The sequence below is a fragment of the Planctomicrobium limosum genome (genome assembly GCF_051465645.1).
Taxonomy (GTDB): domain Bacteria; phylum Planctomycetota; class Planctomycetia; order Planctomycetales; family Planctomycetaceae; genus Planctomicrobium.
Genome location: NZ_CP195790.1, coordinates 4,776,663 through 4,802,768, shown reverse-complemented (window position 1 = coordinate 4,802,768; position 26,106 = coordinate 4,776,663). Strand labels below are relative to the sequence as shown.

Annotated in this window: 19 protein-coding genes and 1 tRNA gene; 11 read left to right on the top strand and 9 right to left on the bottom strand. The window is 53.2% G+C overall.

Translation table 11 applies throughout. The annotated features are described in order from the left end of the window. Positions 1–27: 27 nt before the first annotated feature. Positions 28–101, bottom strand: a tRNA-Arg gene (locus SH527x_RS18150). A gap of 601 nt (positions 102–702) precedes the next feature. On the opposite strand from SH527x_RS18150, the gene SH527x_RS18145 reads away from it, so the two are divergent. Next, positions 703–2,106: an MBL fold metallo-hydrolase gene (locus SH527x_RS18145; RefSeq protein ID WP_437192094.1), complete on the top strand. Its 1,404-nt coding sequence runs from the start codon at positions 703–705 to the stop codon at positions 2,104–2,106. Positions 2,107–2,195: 89 nt separating this feature from the next. On the opposite strand, the gene SH527x_RS18140 is transcribed toward SH527x_RS18145, so the two are convergent. The 3 genes from SH527x_RS18140 to SH527x_RS18130 form a co-directional block, all read right to left on the bottom strand. Further along, a complete protein-coding gene (locus SH527x_RS18140) occupies positions 2,196–2,681 on the bottom strand; it encodes a phosphatidylglycerophosphatase A family protein (protein WP_437192093.1) in 486 nt (161 codons plus the stop codon). Beyond that, on the bottom strand, positions 2,678–2,980 hold the full coding sequence (locus SH527x_RS18135; protein WP_437192092.1) for a Rieske (2Fe-2S) protein: 303 nt from the start codon (positions 2,978–2,980) through the stop codon (positions 2,678–2,680). The genes SH527x_RS18140 and SH527x_RS18135 overlap by 4 nt, the downstream gene beginning before the upstream one ends. Positions 2,981–3,048: 68 nt before the next feature. Continuing rightward, a complete protein-coding gene (locus SH527x_RS18130) occupies positions 3,049–3,630 on the bottom strand; it encodes a glycosyltransferase family 2 protein (protein ID WP_437192091.1) in 582 nt (193 codons plus the stop codon). Between the two features lie 417 nt (positions 3,631–4,047). Here SH527x_RS18130 and rpsR point away from each other — a divergent pair, with 417 nt between their 5' ends. Further along, the gene (rpsR, locus tag SH527x_RS18125) at positions 4,048–4,326 is read left to right on the top strand and encodes a 30S ribosomal protein S18 (RefSeq protein ID WP_437192090.1); all 279 of its coding nucleotides are present in this window, start codon (positions 4,048–4,050) and stop codon (positions 4,324–4,326) included. Positions 4,327–4,814: 488 nt separating this feature from the next. Beyond that, entirely contained in the window at positions 4,815–5,210 is a 396-nt protein-coding gene (locus SH527x_RS18120; protein ID WP_437192089.1) for a hypothetical protein, read from the top strand. 81 nt (positions 5,211–5,291) lie between these two features. Here SH527x_RS18120 and SH527x_RS18115 read toward each other — a convergent pair whose 3' ends face one another. Continuing rightward, complete coding sequence (locus tag SH527x_RS18115; RefSeq protein ID WP_437192088.1) at positions 5,292–7,157, bottom strand: ATP-binding protein; 1,866 nt, start codon at positions 7,155–7,157, stop codon at positions 5,292–5,294. A 309-nt stretch (positions 7,158–7,466) separates the two neighbouring features. Between SH527x_RS18115 and SH527x_RS18110 the strand changes: the two genes are divergently transcribed. From SH527x_RS18110 to lepB, 3 genes are all read left to right on the top strand, one after another. Next, entirely contained in the window at positions 7,467–10,172 is a 2,706-nt protein-coding gene (locus tag SH527x_RS18110) for an MGH1-like glycoside hydrolase domain-containing protein (RefSeq protein WP_437194651.1), read from the top strand. 295 nt (positions 10,173–10,467) lie between these two features. Beyond that, positions 10,468–10,944 carry an FHA domain-containing protein gene (locus SH527x_RS18105; protein ID WP_437192087.1) on the top strand — a complete coding sequence of 159 codons (477 nt, stop codon included), beginning with the start codon at positions 10,468–10,470 and terminating at the stop codon, positions 10,942–10,944. A 350-nt stretch (positions 10,945–11,294) separates the two neighbouring features. After that, complete coding sequence (lepB, locus tag SH527x_RS18100; protein WP_437192086.1) at positions 11,295–12,941, top strand: signal peptidase I; 1,647 nt, start codon at positions 11,295–11,297, stop codon at positions 12,939–12,941. Between the two features lie 175 nt (positions 12,942–13,116). Here lepB and clpX read toward each other — a convergent pair whose 3' ends face one another. Together clpX and SH527x_RS18090 are read right to left on the bottom strand one after the other, a co-directional pair. Then, complete coding sequence (gene clpX / locus SH527x_RS18095; RefSeq protein ID WP_437192085.1) at positions 13,117–14,388, bottom strand: ATP-dependent Clp protease ATP-binding subunit ClpX; 1,272 nt, start codon at positions 14,386–14,388, stop codon at positions 13,117–13,119. Positions 14,389–14,819: 431 nt separating this feature from the next. Beyond that, positions 14,820–15,074 (bottom strand): hypothetical protein, encoded by a 255-nt coding sequence (locus SH527x_RS18090; protein ID WP_437192084.1) that lies wholly within the window; start codon positions 15,072–15,074, stop codon positions 14,820–14,822. Positions 15,075–15,524: 450 nt separating this feature from the next. On the opposite strand from SH527x_RS18090, the gene SH527x_RS18085 reads away from it, so the two are divergent. Both SH527x_RS18085 and SH527x_RS18080 read left to right on the top strand, forming a co-directional pair. Then, entirely contained in the window at positions 15,525–16,028 is a 504-nt protein-coding gene (locus SH527x_RS18085; RefSeq protein ID WP_437192083.1) for a CBS domain-containing protein, read from the top strand. A 184-nt stretch (positions 16,029–16,212) separates the two neighbouring features. Then, positions 16,213–17,781 carry a HEAT repeat domain-containing protein gene (locus SH527x_RS18080; RefSeq protein WP_437192082.1) on the top strand — a complete coding sequence of 523 codons (1,569 nt, stop codon included), beginning with the start codon at positions 16,213–16,215 and terminating at the stop codon, positions 17,779–17,781. A gap of 134 nt (positions 17,782–17,915) precedes the next feature. On the opposite strand, the gene SH527x_RS18075 is transcribed toward SH527x_RS18080, so the two are convergent. Both SH527x_RS18075 and SH527x_RS18070 read right to left on the bottom strand, forming a co-directional pair. Beyond that, positions 17,916–19,373: a sigma 54-interacting transcriptional regulator gene (locus SH527x_RS18075; RefSeq protein WP_437192081.1), complete on the bottom strand. Its 1,458-nt coding sequence runs from the start codon at positions 19,371–19,373 to the stop codon at positions 17,916–17,918. A gap of 484 nt (positions 19,374–19,857) precedes the next feature. Continuing rightward, positions 19,858–20,289, bottom strand: coding sequence for an SRPBCC family protein (locus SH527x_RS18070; RefSeq protein WP_437192080.1), 432 nt, complete (start codon positions 20,287–20,289; stop codon positions 19,858–19,860). 706 nt (positions 20,290–20,995) lie between these two features. Between SH527x_RS18070 and SH527x_RS18065 the strand changes: the two genes are divergently transcribed. The 3 genes from SH527x_RS18065 to SH527x_RS18055 all read left to right on the top strand — a co-directional run bounded on the left by SH527x_RS18065 (position 20,996) and on the right by SH527x_RS18055 (position 26,060). After that, positions 20,996–23,722 (top strand): hypothetical protein, encoded by a 2,727-nt coding sequence (locus tag SH527x_RS18065; protein ID WP_437192079.1) that lies wholly within the window; start codon positions 20,996–20,998, stop codon positions 23,720–23,722. Between the two features lie 192 nt (positions 23,723–23,914). Then, positions 23,915–24,961, top strand: a complete 1,047-nt coding sequence (locus tag SH527x_RS18060; protein ID WP_437192078.1) for an NAD-dependent epimerase/dehydratase family protein — start codon at positions 23,915–23,917, stop codon at positions 24,959–24,961. Then, positions 24,948–26,060, top strand: a complete 1,113-nt coding sequence (locus SH527x_RS18055) for a dihydrodipicolinate synthase family protein (RefSeq protein ID WP_437192077.1) — start codon at positions 24,948–24,950, stop codon at positions 26,058–26,060. The genes SH527x_RS18060 and SH527x_RS18055 overlap by 14 nt, the downstream gene beginning before the upstream one ends. The last annotated feature ends 46 nt before the right edge of the window (positions 26,061–26,106 follow it).

The following is a 26,106-nucleotide window of genomic DNA, read 5'->3' as shown; positions in this document are numbered from 1 at the left end:
CCGACTCCAGAAATCAGCGTAAGAGATTACCCCCGGCGGGATTCGAACCCACGACCTCCAGTTTAGGAAACTAGCGCTCTATCCTGCTGAGCTACGAGGGCAAGTCAAAAATCCGTCAACAAATCCCGCGATCCAATCAAAGACCGCCTCGCAGAATTCCGACCTAACTTTTCGCACAAAATCGTGATGTTCCGTGCGTCGAGTCCAGTCTGACAATGGATTCAAAAAAATGGAAGTCGGGCGTTCCCTTGTGAATCTGCTTCGCGTCCCGGAGTTCACGGCACGAAACCAACAGATTCACCGGTCCCAGACACCAGATACAGAAAAATCCTGCGGCAAGCGTTATCAGCCTGCCGCAGGATCTTAAATTCAAACCCTTCGCGTGTTGCGCAGCAGGATGAGCTGCGAGACTGGCGGCAATCAGGTCATGTCTAGCATGTACCTTTGGCGATGCGGCCAACGCGATTTTTTGGTCCTCTAGCGAACATGTTGCGAAGGGTTTGTTCACATGTGTTCGGGCGTCGCGTCCAATCTGGACGGTGCGGACAGTCGTGTTTTCGACCGTTTCTGTCAAGCCGCAACAGTGAAGATTTTGATTTTCACAGAATCTGCGGCGGCGCAACCTTAACACCTTTCCACCACACCTGCTTCACGAAAGAATTCCTCTCGACGAGCATTCAATTATCAACGAATATTTTTGATATGAAAATCACCTTCCTCGGGGCTGCTGGTGAGGTCACCGGCAGCCAGCATCTCATCGAAACATCACGTCGCCGGCTATTGCTGGATTGTGGATTTTTCCAAGGACCGCGAGCGGAATCTCGTCGCAAAAACGAACACTTCTACTGCAATCCTCCCGCACTGGATGCAGTGATTCTCTCTCACGCACATATCGACCATTGCGGAAATCTCCCACGTCTTTATCGCAGTGGTTTTCGTGGTCCCATTTTCTGCACGGACGCCACCGCCGACATCGCAGAACTCATGCTTCTGGACTCTGCCAAAATCCAGGAAGAAGACGCGATTTACCTGTCCAGAAAGCTCAACGGGAGCCACCCTCCGATTGACCCTCTATACACCACAGAAGATGTCCGGGAGGTGATGAAACTCTTTGAACCGATTTCATTCAACGAATGGACTCGACTGGACAAAAATGACGAAGTCCGAATCCGTTTCCTGCCCGCCGGTCACATTCTTGGGTCGGCCATCACTGAACTCGTTCTGAAAGACGAAGGAGAAACAAAACGGGTTGTTTTCACAGGAGACATGGGCCGTCGAGACACTCCGCTTCTGAATGATCCCGCGATCATTACAGACGGAGCGGATGCCGTGATTTGCGAAGCGACCTACGGCAACCGCATGCACCCTTCCCAGGAAGACCTGAAGCAAATTCTGCTCGATGTTTTCGAAGATGCAATGCGACAAGGTGGCCGGGTCATCATCCCTGCGTTTGCCCTGGGACGCACTCAGCAGGTCACGCACTTCCTCAATGAATTGCATAACGCCGGCAAACTTCCTTCGATTCCCATCTACGTCGATAGTCCACTGGCGATGAAGGTGACCCACCTCTTCCTCAGACACAAACGAGACCTGGACGCCGACGTCCAGAGGTCACTCACAACCGACGAGGACCCGTTTCACTTTCCAGGCCTGACATACATTGAGAACCAGAAACAGAGCATCGACCTCAATCGTGTCACCACTCCGCTCGCGATTATCGCAGCAAGTGGAATGTGCGAAAACGGTCGCGTCGTTCACCACTTGAAACATGCCATCGGGAACCCACGCAACACGGTCCTTCTCATGGGCTACCAAGCCCCCAACACACTGGGACGCCGACTCGCAGAAGGCCACCCGATCGTGCGAATTTTCGGACAGGAGTTCCACCTGAAAGCCAAAGTCGAGCAGGTTCATGGACTCTCTGCCCACGGAGACGCTGGCGACCTGAGTTGGTGGTTTAAGGAAAGTTCCCGGCACGCAAATATCGGAAAAGCATTCCTGGTTCATGCCGAACCGGACGCTGCTGAATCACTGAGCGACCTGATTCGGAACTACGTAGACGAAGCCCCGATTGTGCCACGCTATCGCGAAACATTTGAGGTCTGAGAGAGGCCCCCATCAAGGTTCGCCGCACGACTGGACGAACGATCTCGACATCAACATCCCGGCAATCAGAACACACTCCGAGTTCTGATCTATGTGAAAATGCGCCAACCAACCGCCAGGATCGCCCCGGCCATTAAGCCTGCGACGGCATCGTCGGCCATCACCCCGAGTCCGCCAGGCAGCTTCTCAAACCGGCGAATCGGCCAAGGCTTGGCAATATCAAAGACTCGAAAGAGCAGGAAACCGGCAACTGCGGTCACCCAGGTGACTGGCGTTAACAGGAAAACCCAGAAGAACGCAACGATCTCGTCAAAGACGACCTGACCGGGATCTTTCTTCCCCAACAGACGCACGCCAGCATTGCAGATCGGGATTCCGACGACGAACAGCAGAACTCCAGCCGCCACAGCCAGCCACGGGGCTCGGCCATCCGCTCCCAGACTCCAAACCAGTGGGGGGCCAAGCAAACTGCCTGCAGTTCCCGGCCCTCGGGGGACAAGACCGGTACCAAATCCAAGGGCAAAGATCCCCAGGAATCGATCCGACTTACGCACAGGTGACACGGAATCATTCATGGCAAATCCACCTGCACTTCCCCTTCAACTACCTGAACGTCAAAGCACTGAACGCGAATTTGAGGGGTCAAACAATGTCGGCCTGTCGAAACATCGAGCTGCCACCCATGCCAGGGACAGGTGACGACAGTCCCCTCCAACTTTCCTTCCCCAAGTGGGCCACCGGCGTGCGGGCAGATCCCATCCGTCGCCCAAAGCTGATCGCCACTCCGGAAGACAGCCACAATCCGGTCACCGGCAACGAATTCACGACCAGAGCCGTCAGGAATTTCAGAAAGTTGTGAAACAGGATGCCACATACCGAAACGACACTTCCCTACAAATCCGTCACAGGTGAACACCCTGAAAAGATCCCCACAAGGAAATCTTACAGGTGAACCCCGATAATGACTGGAACAAAACGGATGACCGGCTGATATCTTTGCAATCGCCTCAACCACCGCCAGTCCGTTCCCGGGGGCGGAAGACCGTCAGCCCACAATTCCTTCAGAGCCAGCGAACGACGGACACAGACACACATTGTATCCACATCCCCCTTCCGGAATTCACCCCCCCAGACTCTGGGAAGAACAACAAACCCGGGTCGCGTCCTGAACCGATGCTGAATCCTCACAACTCCGATATCCGCCCCCTGAACCGCCGCAAACAGCGTCGCCAGTGCATGGGGATAGTAAACATTGTCGTCGTCCCAGAAACAGACATAGTCTCCCAGCGCCTCTCGCACCCCCAAGTCCTTGGCCCCTGCTCCGGCATTGCCCAATGGTTGCGGAACCTCACAGAATCGGGCTCCCCACTGGCCGGCAATCCCCCGAGCGTGCCGATCCACCCCATCAGAAACCACGATCTGCTCACTCGCAATTCCATGCGAACTTTGAATTTGGAACTGACTCAGACATTGAGCCAAGTGAGATGGACGCTGTCGAGTTGCGGTTATAACGGTGAGATCCACGGACAGGCTCCTTATTTCCCGAATCTGCCTGATCCGCGATTGTTGCGCAATCCCTCCTGCTTTGCCCTGACGCTGCTCTCCGGCCTCAACTCCACACATCTTATTGCCAACACGACAGTTACACACCGTTTCAACGCGAGGAACGGTTCGAGCCAAACGCCACCAAGACAGAACAAACTCGTCATTCCCGATGGGTTATTGAGTAAAAATCTGGGTACGAATGACCAACTCCAGGCTCCAAAGCACTCGATAGCATGCCCATAAGTCTCGCGTAGCTTGCCACTTACGGTTTCAACAAGGGAGTTTAGGAGGAATTTTCCCTACAGATGCCCGGGAGCGTTGCAGAATTGCTCCCGGTCTGCGACAATCTTCGTTCCCTAAAAATTTCAAGTAAGGACCTATCAGGCAGGTCATTTCATGGCGACGTTGAACAAAGTTGACATCCGTAAAATTCGTAAGAAGCGCGCCCGTTTGAAGCGAAAGCTCAAATGCCGCTTCTGTCCAGATGGTGTCATTCCACGTCCAGTCTACGTTGATTACAAAGACGTGAAGACACTGAAGCAGCTGATCGACCGCGAAGGTCGCATCCTGCCACGACGCCGAACTGGTACAAGCGCAATTTACCAGCGTGCTGTTCGTACCGCGATTCTGCGAGCCCGATTTATCGGTCTGCTCCCATACGTCGCCGACGAATAAGCAGCCGCAGGCGATAATTCAGAAATCGGGGAGAGCGTTCACTGCTCTCCCTTTTTTCGTGCGCGCATCTCTCGACATTCTCGTTCGCAGTGAACAGATTGCCGACGACGTGATCGATTTGCTGCACCACCGCCGCACCGCCACCTTTGAATGCTTGCGGTGGAACTTCTACCAAGCAAGTTCATCCATCCAAACTTGCTGACAAGTGCATTTCCGGTCGAGACTTCCCGTCCCGGGCTCCGCTCAACATTCTTCGCTCAAATGCGGAGTCGCTCGTGAGCCCGATCCCTCAGCAAAGCCCTGCCCCGGAGCCAATGAAACTGCTCTGGAGTCACGATGCTGATTCTCTCTATATTTTGCCCGCACCTGAAACACTCCCTGCGATGAAGCCGGGAGTTTGCGGAGCCCCTTCCCACTTTGCCAATCTGCAGGGACTCTCCACAAAATCTGACTGCAGGTGACAGCGAGAAGAGAGGCAGGAGGCCACAATGACCGAACAGAATAGCTCCACCGAAGTAATCGCCCGCATTCGATTTGCGGCGTGCGTCACTCTCGCGATTGGGGCACTCACTGTCACTTCTGTCTCGTACCTCTTCGGGGACCAGACACTCCGCAATCTTTTTCTGGGAGTGCTGATGTGCATGTTTCTGGTTGGCGGCGGTCTTATTGGACTCCTGATGACACACCATGTCACCCAGACGCACCTGCCTGAAGGAAGTCTCGATGAACAGTCAGTGCGGCAAATGACCGCTGAAGAACGCCGCGCCGAACTGGAACTCCGCCGATCCAAAGGCTTCCTGGGGCTTTTCACACTCTCCAGTGAAACGATCACAATCAATGGTGTTCGTTCAAACAAACCTTCGAAGCTCAAACGCAGTGCATGACAGCACACTCCAACTCAGTCCCTCACAAATGACAGACTGAGTTGGAAGATTGAAGCGTCGGCGGAAACCACATCCTGCCGCTTACGAGTCTTTTCCCCACAGACATTCCGCGATCCAGTCGAGATCATCGGTCTGCTGCTTGCGAGCCACATCCGGAGTCGCTGCGCCGGCGGAATTCAAAGCGTTGATCACAATCAGCCGCATCACGCTGGAGAGCGGCGTCCCCGGCTTTTGCGAGAGTGCCCGTCGAATCAAGGCATGATTCCGATTCAGGATCACTTCGTTTTCCTGAGGCCCTTCGCTCTTGAAGTGCGTTTCAATCAAACGCTGAAACCCCTTAGGAATCTCCCCGCGCTGCTTCATTTCGTCGAAGGATCTGGCAAGTTCATAGCGTTCATTCAGAAACGCCATGACTGGTTGATCACTCCGGAAGGAACCAACCATCACTTTCGCCTGAATACTTCCGAGAAACTCACGCCACTGTGGATCAGCATCTTCCAGATCACTGACCCCCAGAATGGTTGAGGCAAACCCTGGCGCGCTCGGCGTTGCTACTCGCAAATCAGACACGAGCCCAAGTGCGTGATCGTCGTGCGCACACTGCGCGAGCAGCGATTCCTCGAAGCTGCGGAAGGTGTGCACACAAGGAACATCATGCTCAGAAAACAGTGAGTTCACCCAGCGTTCCTGACGTCGATCCGTGTTGTACCAGACCACCCGATCGGCCTCTTCCTCATAGAGCGGGTCAGCCGGGGAGCGGTCAAGAATCTGGTCAATCGTCAATGGACCATGAGATGTCGGCAGCCGGTAGCAAGTTCGCAACAGCGTTCGCAATCTCGAATTCTCAAGTGCGGCACCAGCAAACGTGTATCGATGCCAGTTTACGACAGCTTCAAGTCGTGCTGGATCAGTCTCTTGCAACTCCGAGAAATGCTGGAAGATTCGATCTTCGAGAGTCGACCGGATGCGCAGGAAATGTTCATCCCGCACAAGGTCTTCACGACTGGTCGTTGGAGAGCTGTCATGAAGCTCCAGGCACCCACGCAGAAAGGTGGCCCAAGAGGGAATCAATCCCTGAATTTTTCGTGAGATCACCATGCGTCGCACTGTGACCATCACCGTCGATTTGTCGGTGAACCCGGGGACCCGTTGCGGCGTGACATAGAGTGCGCCGGCAATCGATGCAGGCTTCTCCACGCGAATCGGGATCACATCAATCGGGGCTTCATCAAAATATTCCTGCAACGCGAGTTCGGTTGCTTCGTAGTCTTGCGATGGTTCAAACCATGCCGCATGAATCACGTTCACCCGTTTCGATTTGCCATTCAAATAAATCGGGATCGGCAGGAAATCAGCATACTCACGAATCGCCTTTTCCATCGCCTCCGGCTTTTCAGCCAGGACGTAATACTCAGGCTTCAGATGCAGTGTCACACTGGTGCCCGGCATACCGCGATCGATATAGGCGATGGAAATTTCGGTTCCTGCACCAGCTTCCCACAACACGCCAGACTCTGCACTGCTATGACGGCTGGAAACTGTCAGTCGATCGGCCAGCATGAACGCGCTGAACAGCCCGACACCAAACTGACCAATCAGATCCCCACGATCTCCGATTCCGCCAGACGTTTCCGGAACATCCCCTGACCTTTTAATCAATCCTGTAATGCCCGACCCGACGGTGCCGAGATAATCTTCGGCGTCTTCGGGAGTCAGACCAATCCCGTCATCATGAAAGGTGATCGTGTGCCGTTCGGCGTCCTGCTCAACATCGATGCGGCCACGAAAATCCAGATCCTGACGACGGCGGCGCATGATTGCGTCGTGTCCATTCTGCAACATCTCGCGTATCGGAGTGTCGGGGCGGCTATAGAGCGACGCTCCCATGATGTCGATAACGCCAGCAATATCGACCTTGAATGGAATTTGACGTTGCCACTGTGTCATGACTGCTTCCGTACGGGGCGAATCAGAGGCGACAGAATGCCGCCTATCAATTCTCGCAGATATGAAGTTTAAAAACAGGATGCATTCAGTTCAGACAGGTTTACGAAACTTGCTTACGGATGCAAACCGACGATCTGAAATAAATGACTTGTCTCAGAGATGTCCTATTCTGTTAAACTCACCAACATCGTGAGTGATGGTGATTCGTCACCTACTTGAATGGAATCCAGATGATGCTCGACCCCACGCTCCGGGGAAGCATGATATGTGCAGTTTGCCGGCGAGGAGATTTGATTGCTTGATTTTTCGATGAGAGGAGCGGAGGTCAAACGACTCGCAGCTGAGACTCGACGCGAACCAGGCCAGAACTGGAAACGCTGGGGCACGTACCTTGCCGAACGACAATGGGGAACAGTTCGCGAAGATTACTCTGCGAACGGCGAACCCTGGCAGTACTTCACTCATGATGACGCCACATGGAAAGCATACCGTTGGGGTGAAGACGGAATCCTCGGCTGGACGGACCGACAAGGTCGTCTCTGCTTTGGGCTCACAATGTGGAATGGGAAAGACCCTATTCTGAAAGAGCGCCTCTTCGGACTCAGTGGCCCGGAAGGGAACCACGGAGAAGACGTTAAAGAGTGCTATTACTATCTGGATGCAACGCCCACGCATTCGTATGCAAAAGGACTCTACAAGTACCCACAGAATGAGTTCCCGTATTCCCGTCTTGTCCACGAGAACATGGCGCGAGGACGTGATCAACTTGAGTTCGAGTTGATCGATACCGGAATCTTCGACAACAACGAATACTTCGACGTCTTCGTTGAATACTGCAAAAGTTCACCGGACGACATCCTGATCAGGATCACCGTTGCCAATCGCGCAGCCAAAGCTGCCACGTTGCACCTGCTGCCAACGTTCTGGTTCAGGAACACCTGGTCCAATCCGACCCTGATCGAGAAAGACGTTCCCAAGCCGTCACTGACACAACTCAGTCAGGACTGCGTTCTCGCAGAGCACGCTACGCTTGGAAATCACCGCATCTATGCTGGTTCCGGTCCGCGTGGGGCGCGTCCTCGCTGGTTGTTTACAGAGAACGAAACGAACACCGGCCGAACAACCTCTCCGCAGAATCTTCGCCCCAACTGCAAAGACGCCTTTCATCTGTATCTGACGAAAGGGATGAAACGCGCGATCGCGCCGCAGCAGAAGGGAACGAAGGCCGCTGCACTGCACATTCTGAATGTTCCAGCGAATGGATCCGTCGAAGTCTGCTTCCGCCTGTGCGCGGAAGAGGACCAACCGCGTGAAGCCTTCGGTGAAGGGTTCGAATCCATCTTCGAACAACGCATTGCCGAAGCGGATGCCTTCTATCAACTCAAGTTCGGCTCGAATCTGAATTCCGATGAACGCCGCATCATGCGTCAGGCCGGCGCAGGTCTCTTCTGGACCAAGCAGTTCTACTACTACTCGGTCGATGACTGGCTCAAGGATGGCCCTGCACGTCCGCCGCTGCACCGAAGCCATCTCCCTCGCAATGGGGACTGGTCTCACCTGATGAATCACGACGTGATTTCCATGCCGGAAAAGTGGGAGTACCCATGGTACGCGGCATGGGATTCAGCGTTTCACATGATTCCGTTTTCGCAACTGGACATCGACTTCGCCAAAGACCAGTTGATCATGTTCCTGCGTGAATGGTACATGCACCCGAACGGGCAGATCCCTGCCTACGAGTGGAATTTCAGCGACGTCAATCCACCTGTTCATGCATGGGCCTGCTGGAGAACGTACCAGCTCACAGGACCGCCAGGACAACGCGACCGGGTGTTTCTGTCACGTGTGTTCCAGAAGCTTCTTCTGAACTTCACGTGGTGGATCAACCGGAAGGACGTTCGCGGGAAGCACATCTTTACAGGTGGCTTCCTCGGTCTCGATAACATCGGAGTCTTCGACCGCTCAAAACCCCTGCCGACAGGTGGGCACCTTGAGCAGGCGGACGGCACTGCGTGGATGGCATTCTTCTGCGCCAGCATGTTGTCGATTGCATTCGAACTGGCAGACGGAAATCCTGCTTATGCAGACACCGCCTTCAAGTTCTTCAATCACTACATCTCCATTTCCGAGTCAATGAATTCATTGGATGGAACTGGCCTGTGGGATGAAGCTGACGGGTTCTACTACGACCACCTCCATGTCGGCGGTCAAAGTATCCCGTTGCGGATCCGATCGATCGTTGGCCTGATGCCGCTTCTGACAGTGGACGTCATTTACGAACGCATCATCAATCAGCTGCCGGAATTCAAACTTCGTGTCGACTGGTTGAAGAAGCACCGTCAGGATTTGGGAACGTTCATGACGTTCCTTGACCGCAGTGAAGAAGAAGGTCAGAAGCAGGGAATGTGGTTGTTGGCGATTCCAACCCGCCAACGACTCGAAAGCATTCTGCGGTACATGCTGGACGAAGAAGAATTCCTGTCCCCGTACGGAATTCGTTCTATGTCCAAGTACCATGAGAAGCACCCGTTCAAGTTCCATCTGAATGGGCAGGACATGACCGTTTCGTATGTCCCCGGTGAATCAGACAGTGGGATGTTCGGAGGAAATTCGAACTGGCGTGGACCGATCTGGTTCCCGCTCAACTATCTCATCGTCGAGGCACTTGATCGTTATCACACGTTCTATGGAGACTCATTCAAAATCGAATGTCCGACCGGTTCCGGGAACATGATGAACCTGGGTCAGGTCGCAGACGAAGTGCGCCGTCGACTGGTCCGACTCTTCCTTGCAGACGATGAAGGACATCGCCCCAGCTACTCACGTGGGGAACGATTCCGAAACGATCCGCACTGGAGAGATCTGGTCTTGTTTTACGAGTACTTCCACGGTGACTCAGGACGTGGCATGGGCGGGAACCATCAGACAGGGTGGACCGCTCTGGTTGCTCCGATCATGGAGCACCTTGCACGCCAGCGGAACTCGCCTCCCGACCGGAATTCCGCAGTCACGTGAGATACGTCGCATCATCTGCAGTTCAAACGGGACTCCATTTGAACTGAACAAGGTGCTTTTCCGAGAAGAGCGCCTGAAGATACGGCCTGAAAACCTGAACGCCCCGATCGGCAATCCAGTCGACGGGGCGTTTTTGCTGACACTACCTCTCCAAACACTCCAATCCTCTCCGATTCCCGAAACCATATCGGGAATCACGGTAGCTCAATTCTCAAAATGGTTTAAAATGCTGCTAATCGGCGTCGAGATGACGCTGAGATCCAGACTCCGGGCGCAATCGGAAGGCCTTCACACGATGAAGTGGTCACTCGTTCCTCTGGATGGAAGTGCGCCCATCATTCTGGATCGAGCAATTCTATTCTTCGGTCGGGGCCAGGAATGTGACATCGTGATCACAACCAGCCGGAAGGTCTCCCGAAAGCATTGCTGCGTCGCTCAGATTGACGATCGCTTTGTTATTCGCGATCTCGGCAGCATGAACGGTGTTCGTGTCAATGACACACGAGTCGTCACCGAAGCGTCACTCAACATTGATGACACATTGTGGGTGGGCGACGTCGGGTTTCGCGTTGCTAAAGCAGGCCAACCAGCTTCAAAGAAGGCACCGCTGGCGACCGTTGCCCCTGCAGTTGCAGTTCATCCCCCTGCTCTCGCCGATCAGTATCCGAGCAGCGACCTTCCCGTCGTGATTGCAATTCCGGAATCGTTCGGCCCTCCAAGTCATATGATTCCACACGACGAAGTCGAAAGCATCGACGACGAAGAGGAATAATGGCCCGCGCAGATCTCAGCTGACCGGTCATAAGATCACCGCTCAGCAATTTGCCGCCCATCAGCCGCAGAACGGCTTCGCCATCTGCCTGCGAGAAGGAAACCGGCAGTCGAATACCGCTTGCGGAGCGCTTCTCCAGAGATCCTGACTCTGTTCAGCATCGATTGACTGCTCTGGATCCACCTCTCTTCTCCCCAAAACTCATTCTCAAAAGCAGTTACAACGACACTCCCTGTCTTATCAACTGCGAATTGCAGCCCCTGTATCACCGGAGAGCTCACCTCGACACAACTGACAAATCCGCTAAAATCAACACAATCGCGTAAAAACCAGTACCGACGTTGTGTTTCATGCTGGACTTTCATCCAACAGCTCCGGCTCAGCCTGCAACCGCTGGCACCTTCCGCCATGTCGCGGAATCGTTCGTCCTATTGGCTGTCGCTGTCATTCTCTTTCGGGGATTCGCAGCCGAAGGCTTCATGATCTCCACCGGTTCGATGGCCCCCACGCTACTGGGATATCATCGGCAGGTGGTCTGTCCGGAATGCCAGTTCGAATTTGCACGAGGTGCGGCGCCCTCCAATGAAGAAGGCACTCAGCGCTTCGCACAGGCGAACTACGATATCGGGCTGGAGATCCCAACAGAGATCCGCTGCCCAAACTGCTCGCTGACAGACATCGAATTCCAGACGCTTCCCAGAACAGAAGGCGATCAGCTTCTCGTTCACAAGCACGCCTATGAGTTTCGTGATCCACGGCGATGGGAAGTGATTGTCTTTCGCAACCCTTCTGATCCGCGACAAGCCTACGTGAAACGCGTCGCTGGACTGCCTGGGGAGACGATCGAGCTGCGAAGCGGAGATGTCTATGCCGATGGAAAACTCTGTCGCAAGCCCCTCTCAGTTCAACGCAGTATGAAGGTCCCGATTGCCCGGTATAAAAACCGCACATCCGGGAAAGACCCTGACAGTTGGCCAGGCTGGACAGCACGGGACTCGGATTCCGCCTGGAAGATGGAGCCGTCGCATCTGTCTATTAACCGACTGGGAGATCAGTTCGATATCCGTGCAGACTGGATCGATTACCGGCACTGGATTCGAGCCGGTGGACAACATCGTTCACAGGCACCGCTCGCAAAATGGCCGCGAGAGATTGATCTGAAAGACGATCGCTACTCTCGATTGAAATACGAAAACGGAATCGTCACGTGCTCTGGCGTGATGACAGATGTTGAACGTCGTGGATGGTTGGCGAAATCAGACTCGGCTGGCTTTCACGAAGCAATCAACGCACTTTACGAGCAATCACACATTGCCCCAATCATCGATGACTCCGGTTACAATGCCGTCACAGAAGGCAATGAAAATCCGGTCGACGAGTTCTTCCTGACACTGACATTAAAGGACGTGCAAGGAACGGGATGTTTCGAGATGGAGCTGCTGAATTCCAGCAACCGCTTCACCGTGACGCTCGACTTCGGACAATACGAGTGCCGCCTCACACGGAACGATGATGCTGTTCCTGTTCGGGTTGGCTCATTGAGCACGAAGGCACCACATCAGGAGATTCATCTCGAATTCTCCACTTTCGACAGTCAAGTGGTTGTGGCGATCAACGGCAAAGAGGCGCTCTCTCCCTTTGCGTTTGAGACGACTTCTGACACAAAATCCGTGAAGGTCCCAGCGCGATTCGGCGTCTCAAAACTTGCCTGCCAAGTTCTGGATGTCGAGCTCTCCCGAGATGTGTATTACACCCCGGTACAGAATGAGGATTCGATCACAACGAAGCTGGGCGAGGAAGAGTTCTATGTCCTCGGCGACAACAGCCGTGTCTCGGTTGATAGTCGAGTCTGGCCTGACCCCGCTGTCCCGAAACGAGCGTTGATCGGCAAGCCGCTGTTCGTACACCTTCCTTCTTCCACCACACGCATCATGTGGAATGGGAAGTCTCACGATGTCAGAATCCCTGACTTCTCCCGCACGCGAATCATTCGATAGACCGGTTCGGCCTTTCCACCGACCGCGCAAATTCGATTCGAAATGCGAAACACTCTCTCGGACTCGGGGAACGAGTCGCCAAACGAAAACAGGGCGACTCAACCGAATTGAGTCGCCCTGAGAGTTCTCGAATTGTCAGGCAATTCCAGTTGGAGATTGCCTGCAGGCGTACAGACTATGCTGCGGCCGATTCGTCTGTGGTGAAAAGCTTCTTCTCACCGCGAACAACTTCTGGCGTAATCACATAGTGCATGCCTTTGCCCCGATCTGGTAGTTCATACATGATGTCGAACATCACGTTTTCCACCACACTTCGAAGCCCACGAGCTCCAGTTTCCTTTGCTCGGGCGATTCGGGCAATTTCCCGCAACGCCTGAGGCTGGAACTCAAGCCCGGCACCTTCCATCTCAAACAACTTCGCGTACTGACGCATGAGCGAGTTCTTAGGCTCGGTCAAGACGTGCATCAGCTCGTCTTCGGTGAGCGTCTGCAAAGTGCTGAGCACTGGAAGACGACCCAGCAATTCAGGGATCAACCCGAATTCCAGGACGTCTTCTACTGTCGCATGAGACAGCAGCTGACGACGTTGTTCTTCCTCGTCGCGAGAACTTTGACCGAAACCAATCATCTTCCGCCCAAGGCGTTTGGCGATGATGTTTTCCAGTCCGACGAATGTTCCGCCGCAGACAAACAGGATGTTCGAAGTATCAACCTGAATGTACTGCTGTTCCGGGTGCTTGCGGCCCCCTTGTGGTGGAACATTGGAAACGGTCCCTTCCAGCATTTTCAGCAGCGATTGCTGAACGCCTTCTCCGGACACGTCTCGAGTGATCGATACGTTCTGGCTCGTCTTGCCAATCTTATCGATCTCGTCGATGAAGATGATCCCGCGCTGAGCCGCTTCGATTTCGAAATCGGCTGCATGCAACAGTTTCAGAATCAGGTTCTCAACGTCTTCACCAACGTATCCGGCCTCGGTCAGCGTCGTCGCGTCTCCGATGGCAAATGGAACCTGCAGGAACTTGGCAATTGTTCGTGCAAGCAACGTTTTTCCGGAACCGGTTGGTCCGATGAACAGAATGTTGGATTTCTCGATATCAATATCGTTGTCAACATCTTCAACCAGCATCAACCGCTTGTAGTGGTTGTGGACTGCCACCGCCATTGTTCGTTTGGCGTGCAATTGTCCAATAATGTACTGATCAAGGTGCGCCACAATCTCACGAGGTGTGGGAACCTTCTGGAAAAGCTTTTTACTCTCTCCGCGACGGCGGCGATCCTGATCCAGGATCGACTGACACAGATCGATGCATTCTCCGCAGATATAAACATCGCCGGGGCCTTCCACTAATGGACCGACATCCCGATAGCTTTTGCCGCAAAAAGAACAGTTGGCGTTTTTCTTGCCTGTTCCTTTACGGCTAGCACTAATTTCCTTGGAGGTCATGTAGAACCCTTTAAGGCTTGTGTCCGAGTGGGTCTCGAACTAATAGCTGCCCGCTCGCCCCCTCCATGTTCGGCAACGGGTAAACGATACGGAGATCGTCATCTTGAACGTGCACACTAGATGTCACATTCGTAAGACTGCGTGATGCAGTCCGTCTGTGACATCCACTCCTTCAGGCTGATCGATTGTTGATGAGTCCCAAGAAACGTTCTTGTTTACGGAATCATCTCGATACGAACAGACCTGCACTTTCTATCTGTCTATTATCGTTTCACATCTGTCCGACAATGTCGAAAATTTGTGGAAACGAACGTCATGACGTTGCTGACGCGACTTGTTGCAAATGCGACGGGAATTTCGCAGAAAAAACTATCGAACGCCCCTCGCAATCAGTCCCATCTGGATCTCGCCTCAAATCACGCTATTCCATTTTATTGGTTTTTGCGACTCGAAACATTCCCCTTGATGGATCGGAATTCCTCCTCCGACAAGTCACCTCGCTGTTTCAATTCCCGAAATTCACGAATGATTTCATTACGATCATCGACAGGATCGTTACTACCGCGATACCAGGCACGAATCCTGTGAATGAGCACTGCTAAAACGACAAACGCAACTGCCAGGCCAATTGCATAGAAAGCCTGAGAATTGATGAACTCCTGGAACTTCGCAGCTTCCCCTCCCATGATGCTCCTGCACTTCCTGCCAGTGAATTAGGGTCTAGTTGCATTATCCACTGCTCAAGTGAACGGAACAAGTTCCGACTGGCTCTTTCTGCCGCAACGCCCAATTCCTCCTCACTCCAGTTTCACGACAAAGATGCAGAAAATTCAATGGGAATTTGGAGAATTCACAATTGCTATTCCCTTTTAGCGGTTTGATTTCCGCTGAAGGTTCTTCTCCCCCTCTTTTCCACTCACCCGAAACCGCGCAGACGCCGATGGCATTCATCTGATGGCGTTCGGTACGTCCATACGGCCGCGTTCATGCATGTTCTTTTGATGCGAAATGTCACTCTCACCAGGTGGCGAGTTCGCCTGTCTCATTTAGTAGTGAGAAGTGACAAGAGAAAATCGCATGAATCAAGTTTGGCAATGGACTGCCTGACTTTCACTGTGCTGGCAGAAGGATGAGAAATGTTTCAAACAGTTCGCGACGTTGCCTTACGGGCTCCAGCCACTGCGCTGCCGGATCAGGCAATCAGCGAAGCTGAACAGCAACTGATCTCGCATAACACAAGTGAGATCTATGTCATCGATACAGAGGACCGTCTGCTGGGCGTTGTTTCCGACCATGAAATCCTCCGTTACCGACTGATGGGTGGAGATGGTCGCACCAATATCGCTGCGCTGATGTCGCCTGTCCTCTCCAGCCTGGAACTGACAGATAATATTGAGTCCGCTGCTCGACTACTCAAAGAGCACGAGTACGCATCATTACCTGTTGTTCAACAAGGCCGTCTCATCGGACAACTGGGTCGACTCAATCTGCTGCGAATCATGGCAGAGAGCGGAAATCCAATGATGGGCGAACTTCTTTCAGTCAATCACCCAACATTGACTGGACCAAAGTTCGCACAAACGTCTCAGATCGCATGGGCAATACCTGAACATTCCCGGGCACGGGTTAAATCAATCTGACCTTTTTCGCGAAGATTTCGTGGCATTCCGTTCATTCTGACATTTGGCCAAGTCGATACAAAGAATGAGCGAATGCCTTCCGCCAGTGTCTGATTGGCATTCCGAATTGCGGGCATAACACGTCAATTCGTAAGAACCGCAATGACATCTGAAGGCCGGGGGGCTTTCGTAAAAGGGGGCAAGGATGCGCCAGTTTGCAAAGATGACGTTGTTGCTCGCACCACTTATGATTGCTTCGGCAAGTGGCTGCGCAACATCAAGCTATCTCACAGGATCGAAAACGCCTGAGTCGCCTGCTACCCGAATCGATCGCCTCGTCGCCTCAGCAGCGCAATATGAACGGAATGGCCGGCCTGAAGCCGCCATGAGTATCTACGAATACGTTCTGACCCAACAGCCTGAGAACAAATACGCTCAGCAGCGTCAGGAACTTCTTGCAAAACGCGGCATTGAATCAAACAGTCGCGGGCTGAAGAAAAATCTTCGTAATCAAATTGCTCCGGAAACAGCGGACATTTTGATGGCGTCACGCCGCAAAGCAGAAGATAAAGCTCCAGAAGCAACACCGGCACAGATTGCCGCCAAGGCTGCGCAGACGGAGTCTCGGGTCGCTGCAGCGAAGCCTGCCGCAGAAACCGCGCCTGTCGACATCGATATCATTTCGAAGCCAGCACAGGTTGAAAAACCAGCAACACTCGCCTCTGTTGATGAAGACTGGGTCAAAGCCCCGGCCACGACTCCAGAAGCCAAGCCTGCCACACTCGCCTCGTCTCCACGGATTGCGGACGACGACTGGGCCACAGTCATTTCCGCTGCGAGTACCAAAGCAGAATCCAAAGCGGAACTCGCTGCAGTCAGTTCCGAACAAGAGAACGATTTCAAGACCGTCTCTGCAACTGTCGCTGAGAAGCCAGTTGTTGAAACGCCGGTCGTTGAGAAGAAAGCAGAGTGGGGCGTCACCGACATCACTCGGGATCAGGTGCTGGCTGTCGCTGCGAAACCACTCCCGCTGGATGAGAGTTGGGCAAATACACGATTGGTCGCCCTTTGTGACGGACTCCCAGAAGAACTCGTTCCGCTGGTCGAACGACTGGAAAGCAGCGTTGCTATCGATCGCGTTCTGGCCCTGCAGGAACTTGGCGAACACGGCCAAAGCGCACGAGCAGCGACCGTTGCGGTCCATGCTCTGCTGGAAGATCGCGAGCCAATCGTAGCCGTCTATGCGGCATCGACTCTTCGCGACATTGCCGACGATGCCTGGAGTTCAGTTCAGACACTCTCCAAGCATCTAAAAAACGAAGACGAGCAGATCATTCGACTGTCAGCTTATCTGCTGGGACGCATGGGCCCGGAAGCAGTGGAAGCTGTCAAAGAACTGGAAGCGTTGCGAGATGCTGGCACCAGTCTGACCAACCTGCACGCTGCCGAGGCACTGACTCACATCGCTCCAGAGGATCGCCAATCGTTCACAAAATTGAACGACGCGCTGAAGAGTGAAGATGGCACCCTTCGCTGGTTTGCTGCGGTGTCTCTCGGTAGTGTCGAAGGAACCTGCGAAGAAGATGCAGCCAAAGCCCTCGCGCTCGCTCTGAAAGACAGCGAACCACAAGTTCGTGCCGCTGCCTGCCTGAGCCTTGGCGGACTCGGAGACCACGCTCACCCTGCAATCGCAGAGTTGGAAAACGTCGCAAAATCAGACGCTCCAGAAGTTCAGGCCGCAGCAGAAACAGCATTGGCCTGCCTTCGCGGGTAATGCGATTCAGACATTGCAGTTCGATAAAGCAACAAACGGCGGATCAGGATTCATTCCTGCCGCCGTTTGTCTTTTTCAGGCGCATCCGTTCACCCTGAAGTCCGACTGCGATTGATCTCGCTTTGAGTTTTGAATTACTTCAACATCTCGTACTTCTTCATTTTGTTGTAGAGGGTGACTCGACTGATCCCCAGATCAACGGCAGTACGAGTCCGGCTGAAGTTGTTCTTCAGTAATGCCTGCTCGATGATTTCCCGCTCTGAATAAGCGACCTGCCGCTCCAGTGACTGGCTTGTATTCATCGCAGTCCCACCGAGTTGAACAGACGCATCATTCGTTGGACCGTAATGACCTGACAGCAGGTGCGATGGCAGATGCTCTTTGGAGAGAACGCCATTGCGGCAATAGATCACCGCTCGTTGAATGACATGCTCCAACTCGCGAACGTTCCCTGGCCAAGGGTAGCTCAGCAACGCATCCAGCAATGAATCATCGATTCGCTGAATTGAGATCCCGTGCTTCTGTTGAAAGCGTTGAATGAACTTCTTCGCCAACGGAATGATGTCCACTTTTCGCTTTCGCAGCGGCGGAATCTCGAACTTCAACATGTTCAGACGGTAGTACAAGTCAGGGCGAAACTTCCCCTGCTCGACCAGTGGTTGCAGGTCCAGATTGCTCGCCACAACCAAGCGAGCTTGTGAACGAAGGGTCTGATTCGAACCGACCGGCTCAAACTCGCCTGTCTCAATGACACGCAGCAGTTTCACTTGTTGCTCTGGCCCCAGCACATCAATTTCGTCGAGCAGAATCGTTCCCCGACGTGCCGCGAGAAACTTCCCTTCCTTTTCAGCATGAGCACTGGTGAAGGCCCCTTTCGCGTGCCCAAACAGTTCGCTCTCCAGCAAATCGCGAGGCAGAGCACCGCACGCAATATGCAGAAACGGTTCATTTCTGCGTGGTGACGATTCGTGAACAAGATTTGACAGGAACGTCTTCCCGGAGCCCGTTTCGCCGATCAGCAGGATCGTGACATCATGACACGCTGCCACCATCAGATCATCGAGCATCTGCTTCAGCTCTGGTGATCGGGTTTCAAAGCGTCGTGTCACCCCTTCAAAGACTGCTTCAGGAGTTGGAGCGGACACCCCTGTTCCGCTTGCGACTGGAGCAACTGGAACTGGCTCTGCGACTGCAGCGGCTTCTGGTTTCGCATTCGCTCGCAACTCGTCGAGTGTGCGAGAGATCATCGCCCGGATTTCGACGGCACTTGGTGGCCCGAGATACCGGGTCACCCGAGAGTTCGACATGTGTTCCACAAAGAGTTGAGGGCTCCTTGGAGACAACAGCAAAATGACATGACTCTCAGGATGAGTCAGTTCCAGTTCATAAATGACCCCATTGGCCATTCGACCATCATCGGTCGTCTGACGGAGATCAAGCACAACCAGATCCGGCCCTGATTCTCCCAACAGAAACCGAACCTGTTCAATCTGAGTTGTCAGGCGAATCTGATGGTTGGTGGTCAGGCTTCCAGCAAGGTCACGTCCAAGCCGTTCATCGGAAGTGGAAATGAGAATTGAAGGTGTCTGCATGTTAAACCTGACACAAGCTGATCGCGAGTTCCAAAGCGGCCCAAGGACGACCAGTCGCGATCTAAACGAAGGTGATCGCAGACATGTTTCGATGTCTACAAGAAATGTGAACAGGTCAGGACAATTCAAATGCAGTGCCGCTTCACAGACAACATCACAAACTCGAAACGCAACGCCATTGAAAACATCGAGTTAGAGCAAATAAAAAATCTAAACAGCCATCAGACCTCATCCACCAACGTTGCCCCAGGGCAACATTTCCGTGACGCCACGACGCCCAACGGCAACACGACGAGGCGAAAAAGCGACACAAACTCAGGTGGACATTCTCAAGGGAATCAACTCTTGAAACACGCGCAAAGAAAAAGCACGCCTTGCTGACTTCCAGCTGGCGTGCTTCGTAAATTCTCATCAGGGAGCGTGCTGCAAACTTGCTCGCGCTGCCATCCACCGCATGAGTGACCGCAAAAGTCTTGGCGTCAGGCTAGGCGATTTCGCCATTTGACACGAGTTCTTTGAGTCGTTGCTCGCGGTAGAAGAATCCATCTTCCAGATGGTCAGAGATCTTTGATTCAGTCAAAAGCAATCCGACGATTCCGCCTGGCTTTTCAAACTCGACGATATCTCGCATAACGACGCCATCTGGAGTGGCTTCATATTCATGGCGATGAATCCAGGTCTTCATCGGGCCGACCAACTGCTGCTCAATGACAAGTTCTGGACGCGAAAACTCGACAATGTGATGCGACGATTTCACGAGTTGTCCAAACGTGATGATCTGGAAATCAAGCTGCGATCCCTGTTCAATCACAATTGGGGCCGAACTGAAGGTGATGCCGAGATCAGGCGAAGAGACCCGAATGACGTTCTCTGGTTGAGCCAGAAAATCAAACAATCCTTCGGCAGAACAGTTCAAGCACGTTTCATATTCGAATGTGGGCATAATCTTCGAACGACCAGAGACAGAGGAAATCGGTTAGTTGACCTCAACAGAGAACAGACAGGATTGAAGTGGCCCATGGTGGCGTGACAGTCCTGATTGCATCTGAGGTGTCAGGAAAATGTAATCAATCAATACCAAACAGGGGAGTGCATTCTTCTTCGGCCCAAATTGTGGCGGTCAATCCCTGATCGAATCATGTGTCTGAGGCGACAAACTTCTTTACTTCTGCCATGCGGAATCATGAGTTCCGCCATCGTGACCTCGGGGCCATTGTAAGTCCAGAAATGCGAACTCGCTGGCAGTTCATTTCGCAAGACGCTGAGAACTCCAGCGCTCAGTCCAACTCTAGTCATTGAAAAGATCTAGGGAATTTTTCTTTGGCCATCGCGGACGCAAAACGTTGATGACAGGACAGTCAAAGCTGAAAACTCCGATGGAAGTCTAGTGACGGGCCCACATGCTTCGCGTATGATGTAACGTGAAATGTCAATAATTTAGAAATATCGGGCGCGGTATCAATTCGGCAGATCGGAATGCTTTCTCGCTTTGCAAGTGGATGCGAATTCCGTTGCCGTCATCATGAAAAACATGACTTGATCACTCTTGCCGGCCCGACCTGTTTTGAGATTCAGTAGCGCCCCTGCCAAGACTTCCTTCCCTCCTGCTGTAAACAAGAGTGATGAAAAGCAAAACTCCCCCCCTCCTCAGCCTCTTCGCATTCCTTTCCGTACTCGCAGCTCAGGGGGTCTGCCTGGCAGCTCCTGTCAGCATTGCAGAAAACGGACCAACTCGACTGTTAGCCAAGGACGGAGCCGTCTCAAGCGAAACAAGCGAGATCGTTACCGATGATCGGTTGGTCGAGAAAAAGGGGGTCACATTAAAAGCCGGGGTTAAAGCCGCTGCTGATGGCGAATCTCGGCAACCGGATCTGACGTTTTCTCTGAAGGCTCCCAAGGCCGGGCTGTATGTTTTGCACACCTATGCCGTCGTTGACGATGAAGGCGCAAAACTCATGGATGCCGCGAAAGGGAAATACGACTCGCTCTTCATGAAGATGCAGTTCGATTCTGGCCGTCCGACCAAACGCGTGGTGTATGTTCCCTGGCACAGATCGCTGCAAGAGACGGGAAAGTTTCACCTGACAGGGGAAACGCAAGAACTGAAAATCTGGCTCCCACGCGGTGTTCGTCTCGGATACGTCGACATTCGTGCATACACCCCACCTGCAATTCCAGAGGCAGCGAAGAACTACAAGCCAAAGTGGACTCCACCAGCAAGTCACCCACGTCTGTGGTGCACTACCGAAACACTCCCACTGATCCGCGAGCGTCTGAAGTCCGAAGAACACAGCAAAGTCTGGAAAGAACTGTCAGACATCGCCAAGAAGCCCTTCAAGTTCGAGTTCTCGCCTGATGCGGAAGTGGCCCACAACGCTGCACTCGAATCAGCAGTGACATCCAAGGCATTTTATTACCTGATGACAGGTGACAAGAAGATTGGACGCGAAGCGGTCCAGTTGACGTTGGACTACAGCTCACGAGTCGAGTTCGGAAACGTGCTCGATATCACTCGGGAAATCGGTCAGGCCATTTACGCGGCATCACTGGTTTATGACTGGTGCAATGACCTGCTCACCCCTGAGGAACAGGACAGCCTGTACACCAACCTGATGCGTCTGGCACTCGACATGGAGTGTGGATGGCCTCCGTTTCGTCAGACGATTATCACCGGACACGGCGCTGAAGCGCAGATCAACCGCGATCTGCTGGCGATGAGCATCGCGACCTATGAGAAGAACCCACAGGGGTATAACCACACAGCATACGTCATTCTGGAAAACCTCGTTCCGATGCGGAACTGGGAATACCAGTCGCCTCGTTTCGATCAGGGGGTCAGCTACGGAGCCTTCCGTTTTGCGTGGGAAATGCATGCGGCATGGCTGTTCTATCGCATGACTGGCGAACCGGCATTCGACGACAATATCAAAGACGTTCGCAAGTTCTTTCAGTATATGCGAATGCCTGATGGTCAGATGCTGCGTGACGGCGACGGTAACATCTATGGCAAAGATGGCGACTTCAATTATTGGAGAAATGCGCCATTCACGTTGCTGATGTACACCTACGCAAACGACCCTGTCCTGAAGGGGGACTATTATCGACAAGGTGGTCCAGGCAACAACCGGATGCAGTTCCTGTTGTTGAATGACCCTGAACTGAAACCGATCAAGAGTATGGAGTCCCTTCCACTCTCCATGGATTTCGGTCCAAACCTGGGAGGAATGGTTGCAAGAACCGGTTGGGATATCAGCCTCGACAGCAATGACGTCGTGGCCGAAATCAAAGGTGGCGGTTACCACTTCGGGAACCATCAGCAATCTGATGCAGGATCGTTGCAGATTTATTATCGCGGCCCACAGGTCGTCGACCTCGGTGTCTACAAGTTCTATGGAACGCCATATGACATGAACTTCAACAAGCGTTCAGTCGCCCACAGCATGATGTTGGCGTACGATCCAAATGAGAAGTTCATGCGAGTCGACGTCAACGATGGTGGGACGAAGTTCGTCCCATCTGCTCCACTGACTCCAGAGCAGACAAAGCGCGACCCTCACTTCAGCACAGGCTCGGTCGTCTCTTCTGACTTCGGACCTGAAGAACTGAAACCTGCGTTCAGCTATTTCAAAGTCGATCTGACGAAAGCCTATTCAGCAAAGATGAACCGATACACTCGGGGATTCTGTTTTCTGAACCTGGGACGAAAAGATATTCCTGCCGCCATCATTCTGACGGACGACATGACAACCCAGAAAGCAGAATTCAAAAAGTACTGGCAGATCAACTCGTTCTATGATCCGCAGATCACCGACGGCGGATTCGTACTGAATAACCAGCGAAACAAGAAGGTTGGGAAGACCCACGTCGAGATGCTGCTCCCTGTTCCAGCTGATCGCAAGCTGGAACTCCTGAGCGGGAAGCAGTCAACAAACGTCTTCGGAACTCAGCTCGATGCCCCTGCGATTGACCGCCCTGAGGTGAAGGGACATCGCATCATGATTTCCCCATCGACGACACAGAAGCGAAATCAGTTCCTCACTGTGTTCCAGATGGTCGACGGCGAAACCAAGCCATTGCCGGTTGAATTCACCGAATACAAAGAGAACTACGTGATTGGATTGGCCGACCGCATTGTCAGCATGAGCAACAGTTCCAATTCAGTGAATAAAGCCCACAGCATCGTCATTCCACCGGGAACAAAGCGACAAGTCGCCCTGCTCGGTTTGAAGGAAGGTTCATGGTCAATCAAAGGGCCTAAAGGATTCTCCATCAATGCGAAGGTTCTCCCTGGCAAGAATGCCTTCTACTTTGAAGGAGAACCAGGCGAGTACCAGGTTGCTCCCCGATAAGCAGTTCAAAAGATTCTCACCTGTCATGGCCAGACCATATTGCTGACGATGACAGGAGGGCCATGAATCTTTCTGCCAGAAACGATGTCCGGACTGTCATTTGCGGTCCGGACATTCTCATCGAAATTTTTACTTTCCGCTCGCCCTGCTCACAGGCAGCGAACTTATGTTGCAAGAGGAGATCTGAACCCCATGGCCCATCCAGATTCAGAATCATTAGACATCTCCAACGAAGAACAGTTGGATCATTGGCTCACGACTCCCAGTGAGGAACTGGTCCGCTTCATGGGGACACTCACTGGCAATCTGCTGATCCTGGGAGCAGGCGGCAAGATGGGACCGACCCTCGCGATTCTCGCACAACGAGCCGCCACTCAGGCCGGATCAAGTGTGAAAGTGATTGCTGCCAGCCGCTTCTCGGACAGCAAGTCAAAGCAGGTGCTCAACGATAACGGCGTCGAGACCGTATCCGTTGACCTCCTCGATCAAGCTTCTGTCGAACGTCTTCCAGATGCGGACAACATCCTCTTTCTGGTCGGCTCAAAATTTGGAACCAGCACCAACCCGGCACCAACCTGGGCGGCGAACACCATCGTTCCAGCCTATGTCATGCAGCGTTTCCCAAAGGCACGTTTCGTTGCTCTTTCAACAGGCAACGTCTACCCATTGACCCCGATTGAAAAAGGGGGATCGGTTGAAACAGACACGCTCGGTCCCGCTGGTGAGTACGGTCAGGCAGCGCTCGGGCGAGAGCGGATCTTCCAGTATTACTCCGCCGCGAATGGCACCAAAGTCGTTCTCATTCGTCTCAACTATGCCGTTGATCTGCGTTACGGCGTCCTGATCGACATCGCCACACAAGTCTTTGCCGGTCAGCCGATCGACTTGACCAACGGTTACCTGAACTGCATCTGGCAAGGCGATGCCAACAGCGCCATCATCCGCAGTCTGGACCTTGCAGAGTCACCTCCTGCAGTTCTCAATCTGACAGGCACAGAGACATTGTCCGTCCGCAAACTCGCGGAAGAATTTGGGCGACTTCTCAATCGGGAAGTTCGCTTCACGGGTGAAGAAGCTCCATCTGCACTGCTGAGCAATTCCAGCGAATTGTGCCGCCATCTGGGAACTCCCCAAACATCGCTCCAAACTGTGATTCAACAGACCGCAGAATGGGTGCGTCGCGAGGGACGCCTACTTAATAAACCAACACACTTCGAGGTGCGCGATGGCGTCTACTAACAGTTCTTCAAATCAGGGGAAGTTCAGCAACGGCTTTCCGATGCCAGAAGCCTGGGTCGGAGAAGTGATCCGCGCCGGCGGTGTCATCCCTGCTCATCCACTCGCACTCACAGACAATCGTAAGTTCGACGAGCGTCGCCAACGTGCATTGGCTCGGTATTACCACGCCTCTGGAGTCGATGGTCTCGCAGTCGGGGTACACACAACCCAATTCGAGATCCGTCTTCCAGAAGTCGGGCTTCTGAAGCCAGTGCTCGAACTGGGTGCCGAGACAGTCAAAGATCGCGATGCTACGACTGGCCGAAAAACAGTCCTGCTTGCCGGGATCTGTGGGCAGACAGCTCAAGCTATCTCGGAAGCACGTCTGGCGAGAGAACTCGGCTACCACATCGGAATGGTGTCGTTATCTGCTCTGTCCTCAGCGACCGATGAAGAACTCATTGCGCACTGCACGGCAATTGCAGCAGAGATTCCGATCTTCGGTTTCTATATGCAATCCGCAGTCGGCGGTCGGGAACTTTCTCGAACCTTCTGGCGACAACTGGCGACTATTCCCAATCTGGTCGGGGTGAAGATTGCCCCGTTCGATCGTTACAAGACGCTCGACGTCGTTTTGGGAATCGCTGAGTCTGGTCGGTCAAAGGAAATTGCACTCTACACCGGTAACGACGACAACATCGTTCTGGACCTGTTGACCGAATACGATGTCAAAGTCGGTGATCAATCAACCCGATTGAGAATTGTCGGCGGTCTGCTCGGACACTGGGCATGCTGGACCAGTCGTGCCGTTGAGCTGCTGAAAACCTGTAAAGCGACCTGGGGACAGCCAACGATTCCTGCAGAGTTGTTGACTCTCGCGGCTCAGGTGACCGACAGCAACGCTGCTCTGTTCGACGCTCGTAACAAGTTCCGAGGTTGCATCGTGGGCATCCACTATGCACTCCAGCAGCAGGGATTGCTCAGCAATCTTCTCTGCCTCGAACATGATGTTGATCTGACAACAAGTCAGCGTGAAGAAATCGATCGCGTTCGTGCCGCTTACCCACATCTCGTCGACGATGAATTCGTTCGCGAACATCTCGACGAGTGGTTGAGTTAATCGGCCGTAGCATTCACGTCTGTTGCGATACAAGCAGGAAGATTCA

Excerpts from the sequence above, each read along its gene's own strand:
- SH527x_RS18145 (WP_437192094.1), top strand. The coding sequence starts at position 703 with ATGAAAATCACCTTCCTCGGGGCTGCTGGTGAGGTCACCGGCAGCCAG.
- SH527x_RS18140 (WP_437192093.1), bottom strand. The coding sequence starts at position 2,681 with ATGAATGATTCCGTGTCACCTGTGCGTAAGTCGGATCGATTCCTGGGG.
- SH527x_RS18135 (WP_437192092.1), bottom strand. The coding sequence starts at position 2,980 with ATGTGGCATCCTGTTTCACAACTTTCTGAAATTCCTGACGGCTCTGGT.
- rpsR (WP_437192090.1), top strand. The coding sequence starts at position 4,048 with ATGGCGACGTTGAACAAAGTTGACATCCGTAAAATTCGTAAGAAGCGC.
- SH527x_RS18120 (WP_437192089.1), top strand. The coding sequence starts at position 4,815 with ATGACCGAACAGAATAGCTCCACCGAAGTAATCGCCCGCATTCGATTT.
- SH527x_RS18115 (WP_437192088.1), bottom strand. The coding sequence starts at position 7,157 with ATGACACAGTGGCAACGTCAAATTCCATTCAAGGTCGATATTGCTGGC.
- SH527x_RS18110 (WP_437194651.1), top strand. The coding sequence starts at position 7,467 with ATGAGAGGAGCGGAGGTCAAACGACTCGCAGCTGAGACTCGACGCGAA.
- SH527x_RS18105 (WP_437192087.1), top strand. The coding sequence starts at position 10,468 with ATGAAGTGGTCACTCGTTCCTCTGGATGGAAGTGCGCCCATCATTCTG.
- lepB (WP_437192086.1), top strand. The coding sequence starts at position 11,295 with ATGCTGGACTTTCATCCAACAGCTCCGGCTCAGCCTGCAACCGCTGGC.
- clpX (WP_437192085.1), bottom strand. The coding sequence starts at position 14,388 with ATGACCTCCAAGGAAATTAGTGCTAGCCGTAAAGGAACAGGCAAGAAA.
- SH527x_RS18090 (WP_437192084.1), bottom strand. The coding sequence starts at position 15,074 with ATGGGAGGGGAAGCTGCGAAGTTCCAGGAGTTCATCAATTCTCAGGCT.
- SH527x_RS18085 (WP_437192083.1), top strand. The coding sequence starts at position 15,525 with ATGTTTCAAACAGTTCGCGACGTTGCCTTACGGGCTCCAGCCACTGCG.
- SH527x_RS18080 (WP_437192082.1), top strand. The coding sequence starts at position 16,213 with ATGCGCCAGTTTGCAAAGATGACGTTGTTGCTCGCACCACTTATGATT.
- SH527x_RS18075 (WP_437192081.1), bottom strand. The coding sequence starts at position 19,373 with ATGCAGACACCTTCAATTCTCATTTCCACTTCCGATGAACGGCTTGGA.
- SH527x_RS18065 (WP_437192079.1), top strand. The coding sequence starts at position 20,996 with ATGAAAAGCAAAACTCCCCCCCTCCTCAGCCTCTTCGCATTCCTTTCC.
- SH527x_RS18060 (WP_437192078.1), top strand. The coding sequence starts at position 23,915 with ATGGCCCATCCAGATTCAGAATCATTAGACATCTCCAACGAAGAACAG.
- SH527x_RS18055 (WP_437192077.1), top strand. The coding sequence starts at position 24,948 with ATGGCGTCTACTAACAGTTCTTCAAATCAGGGGAAGTTCAGCAACGGC.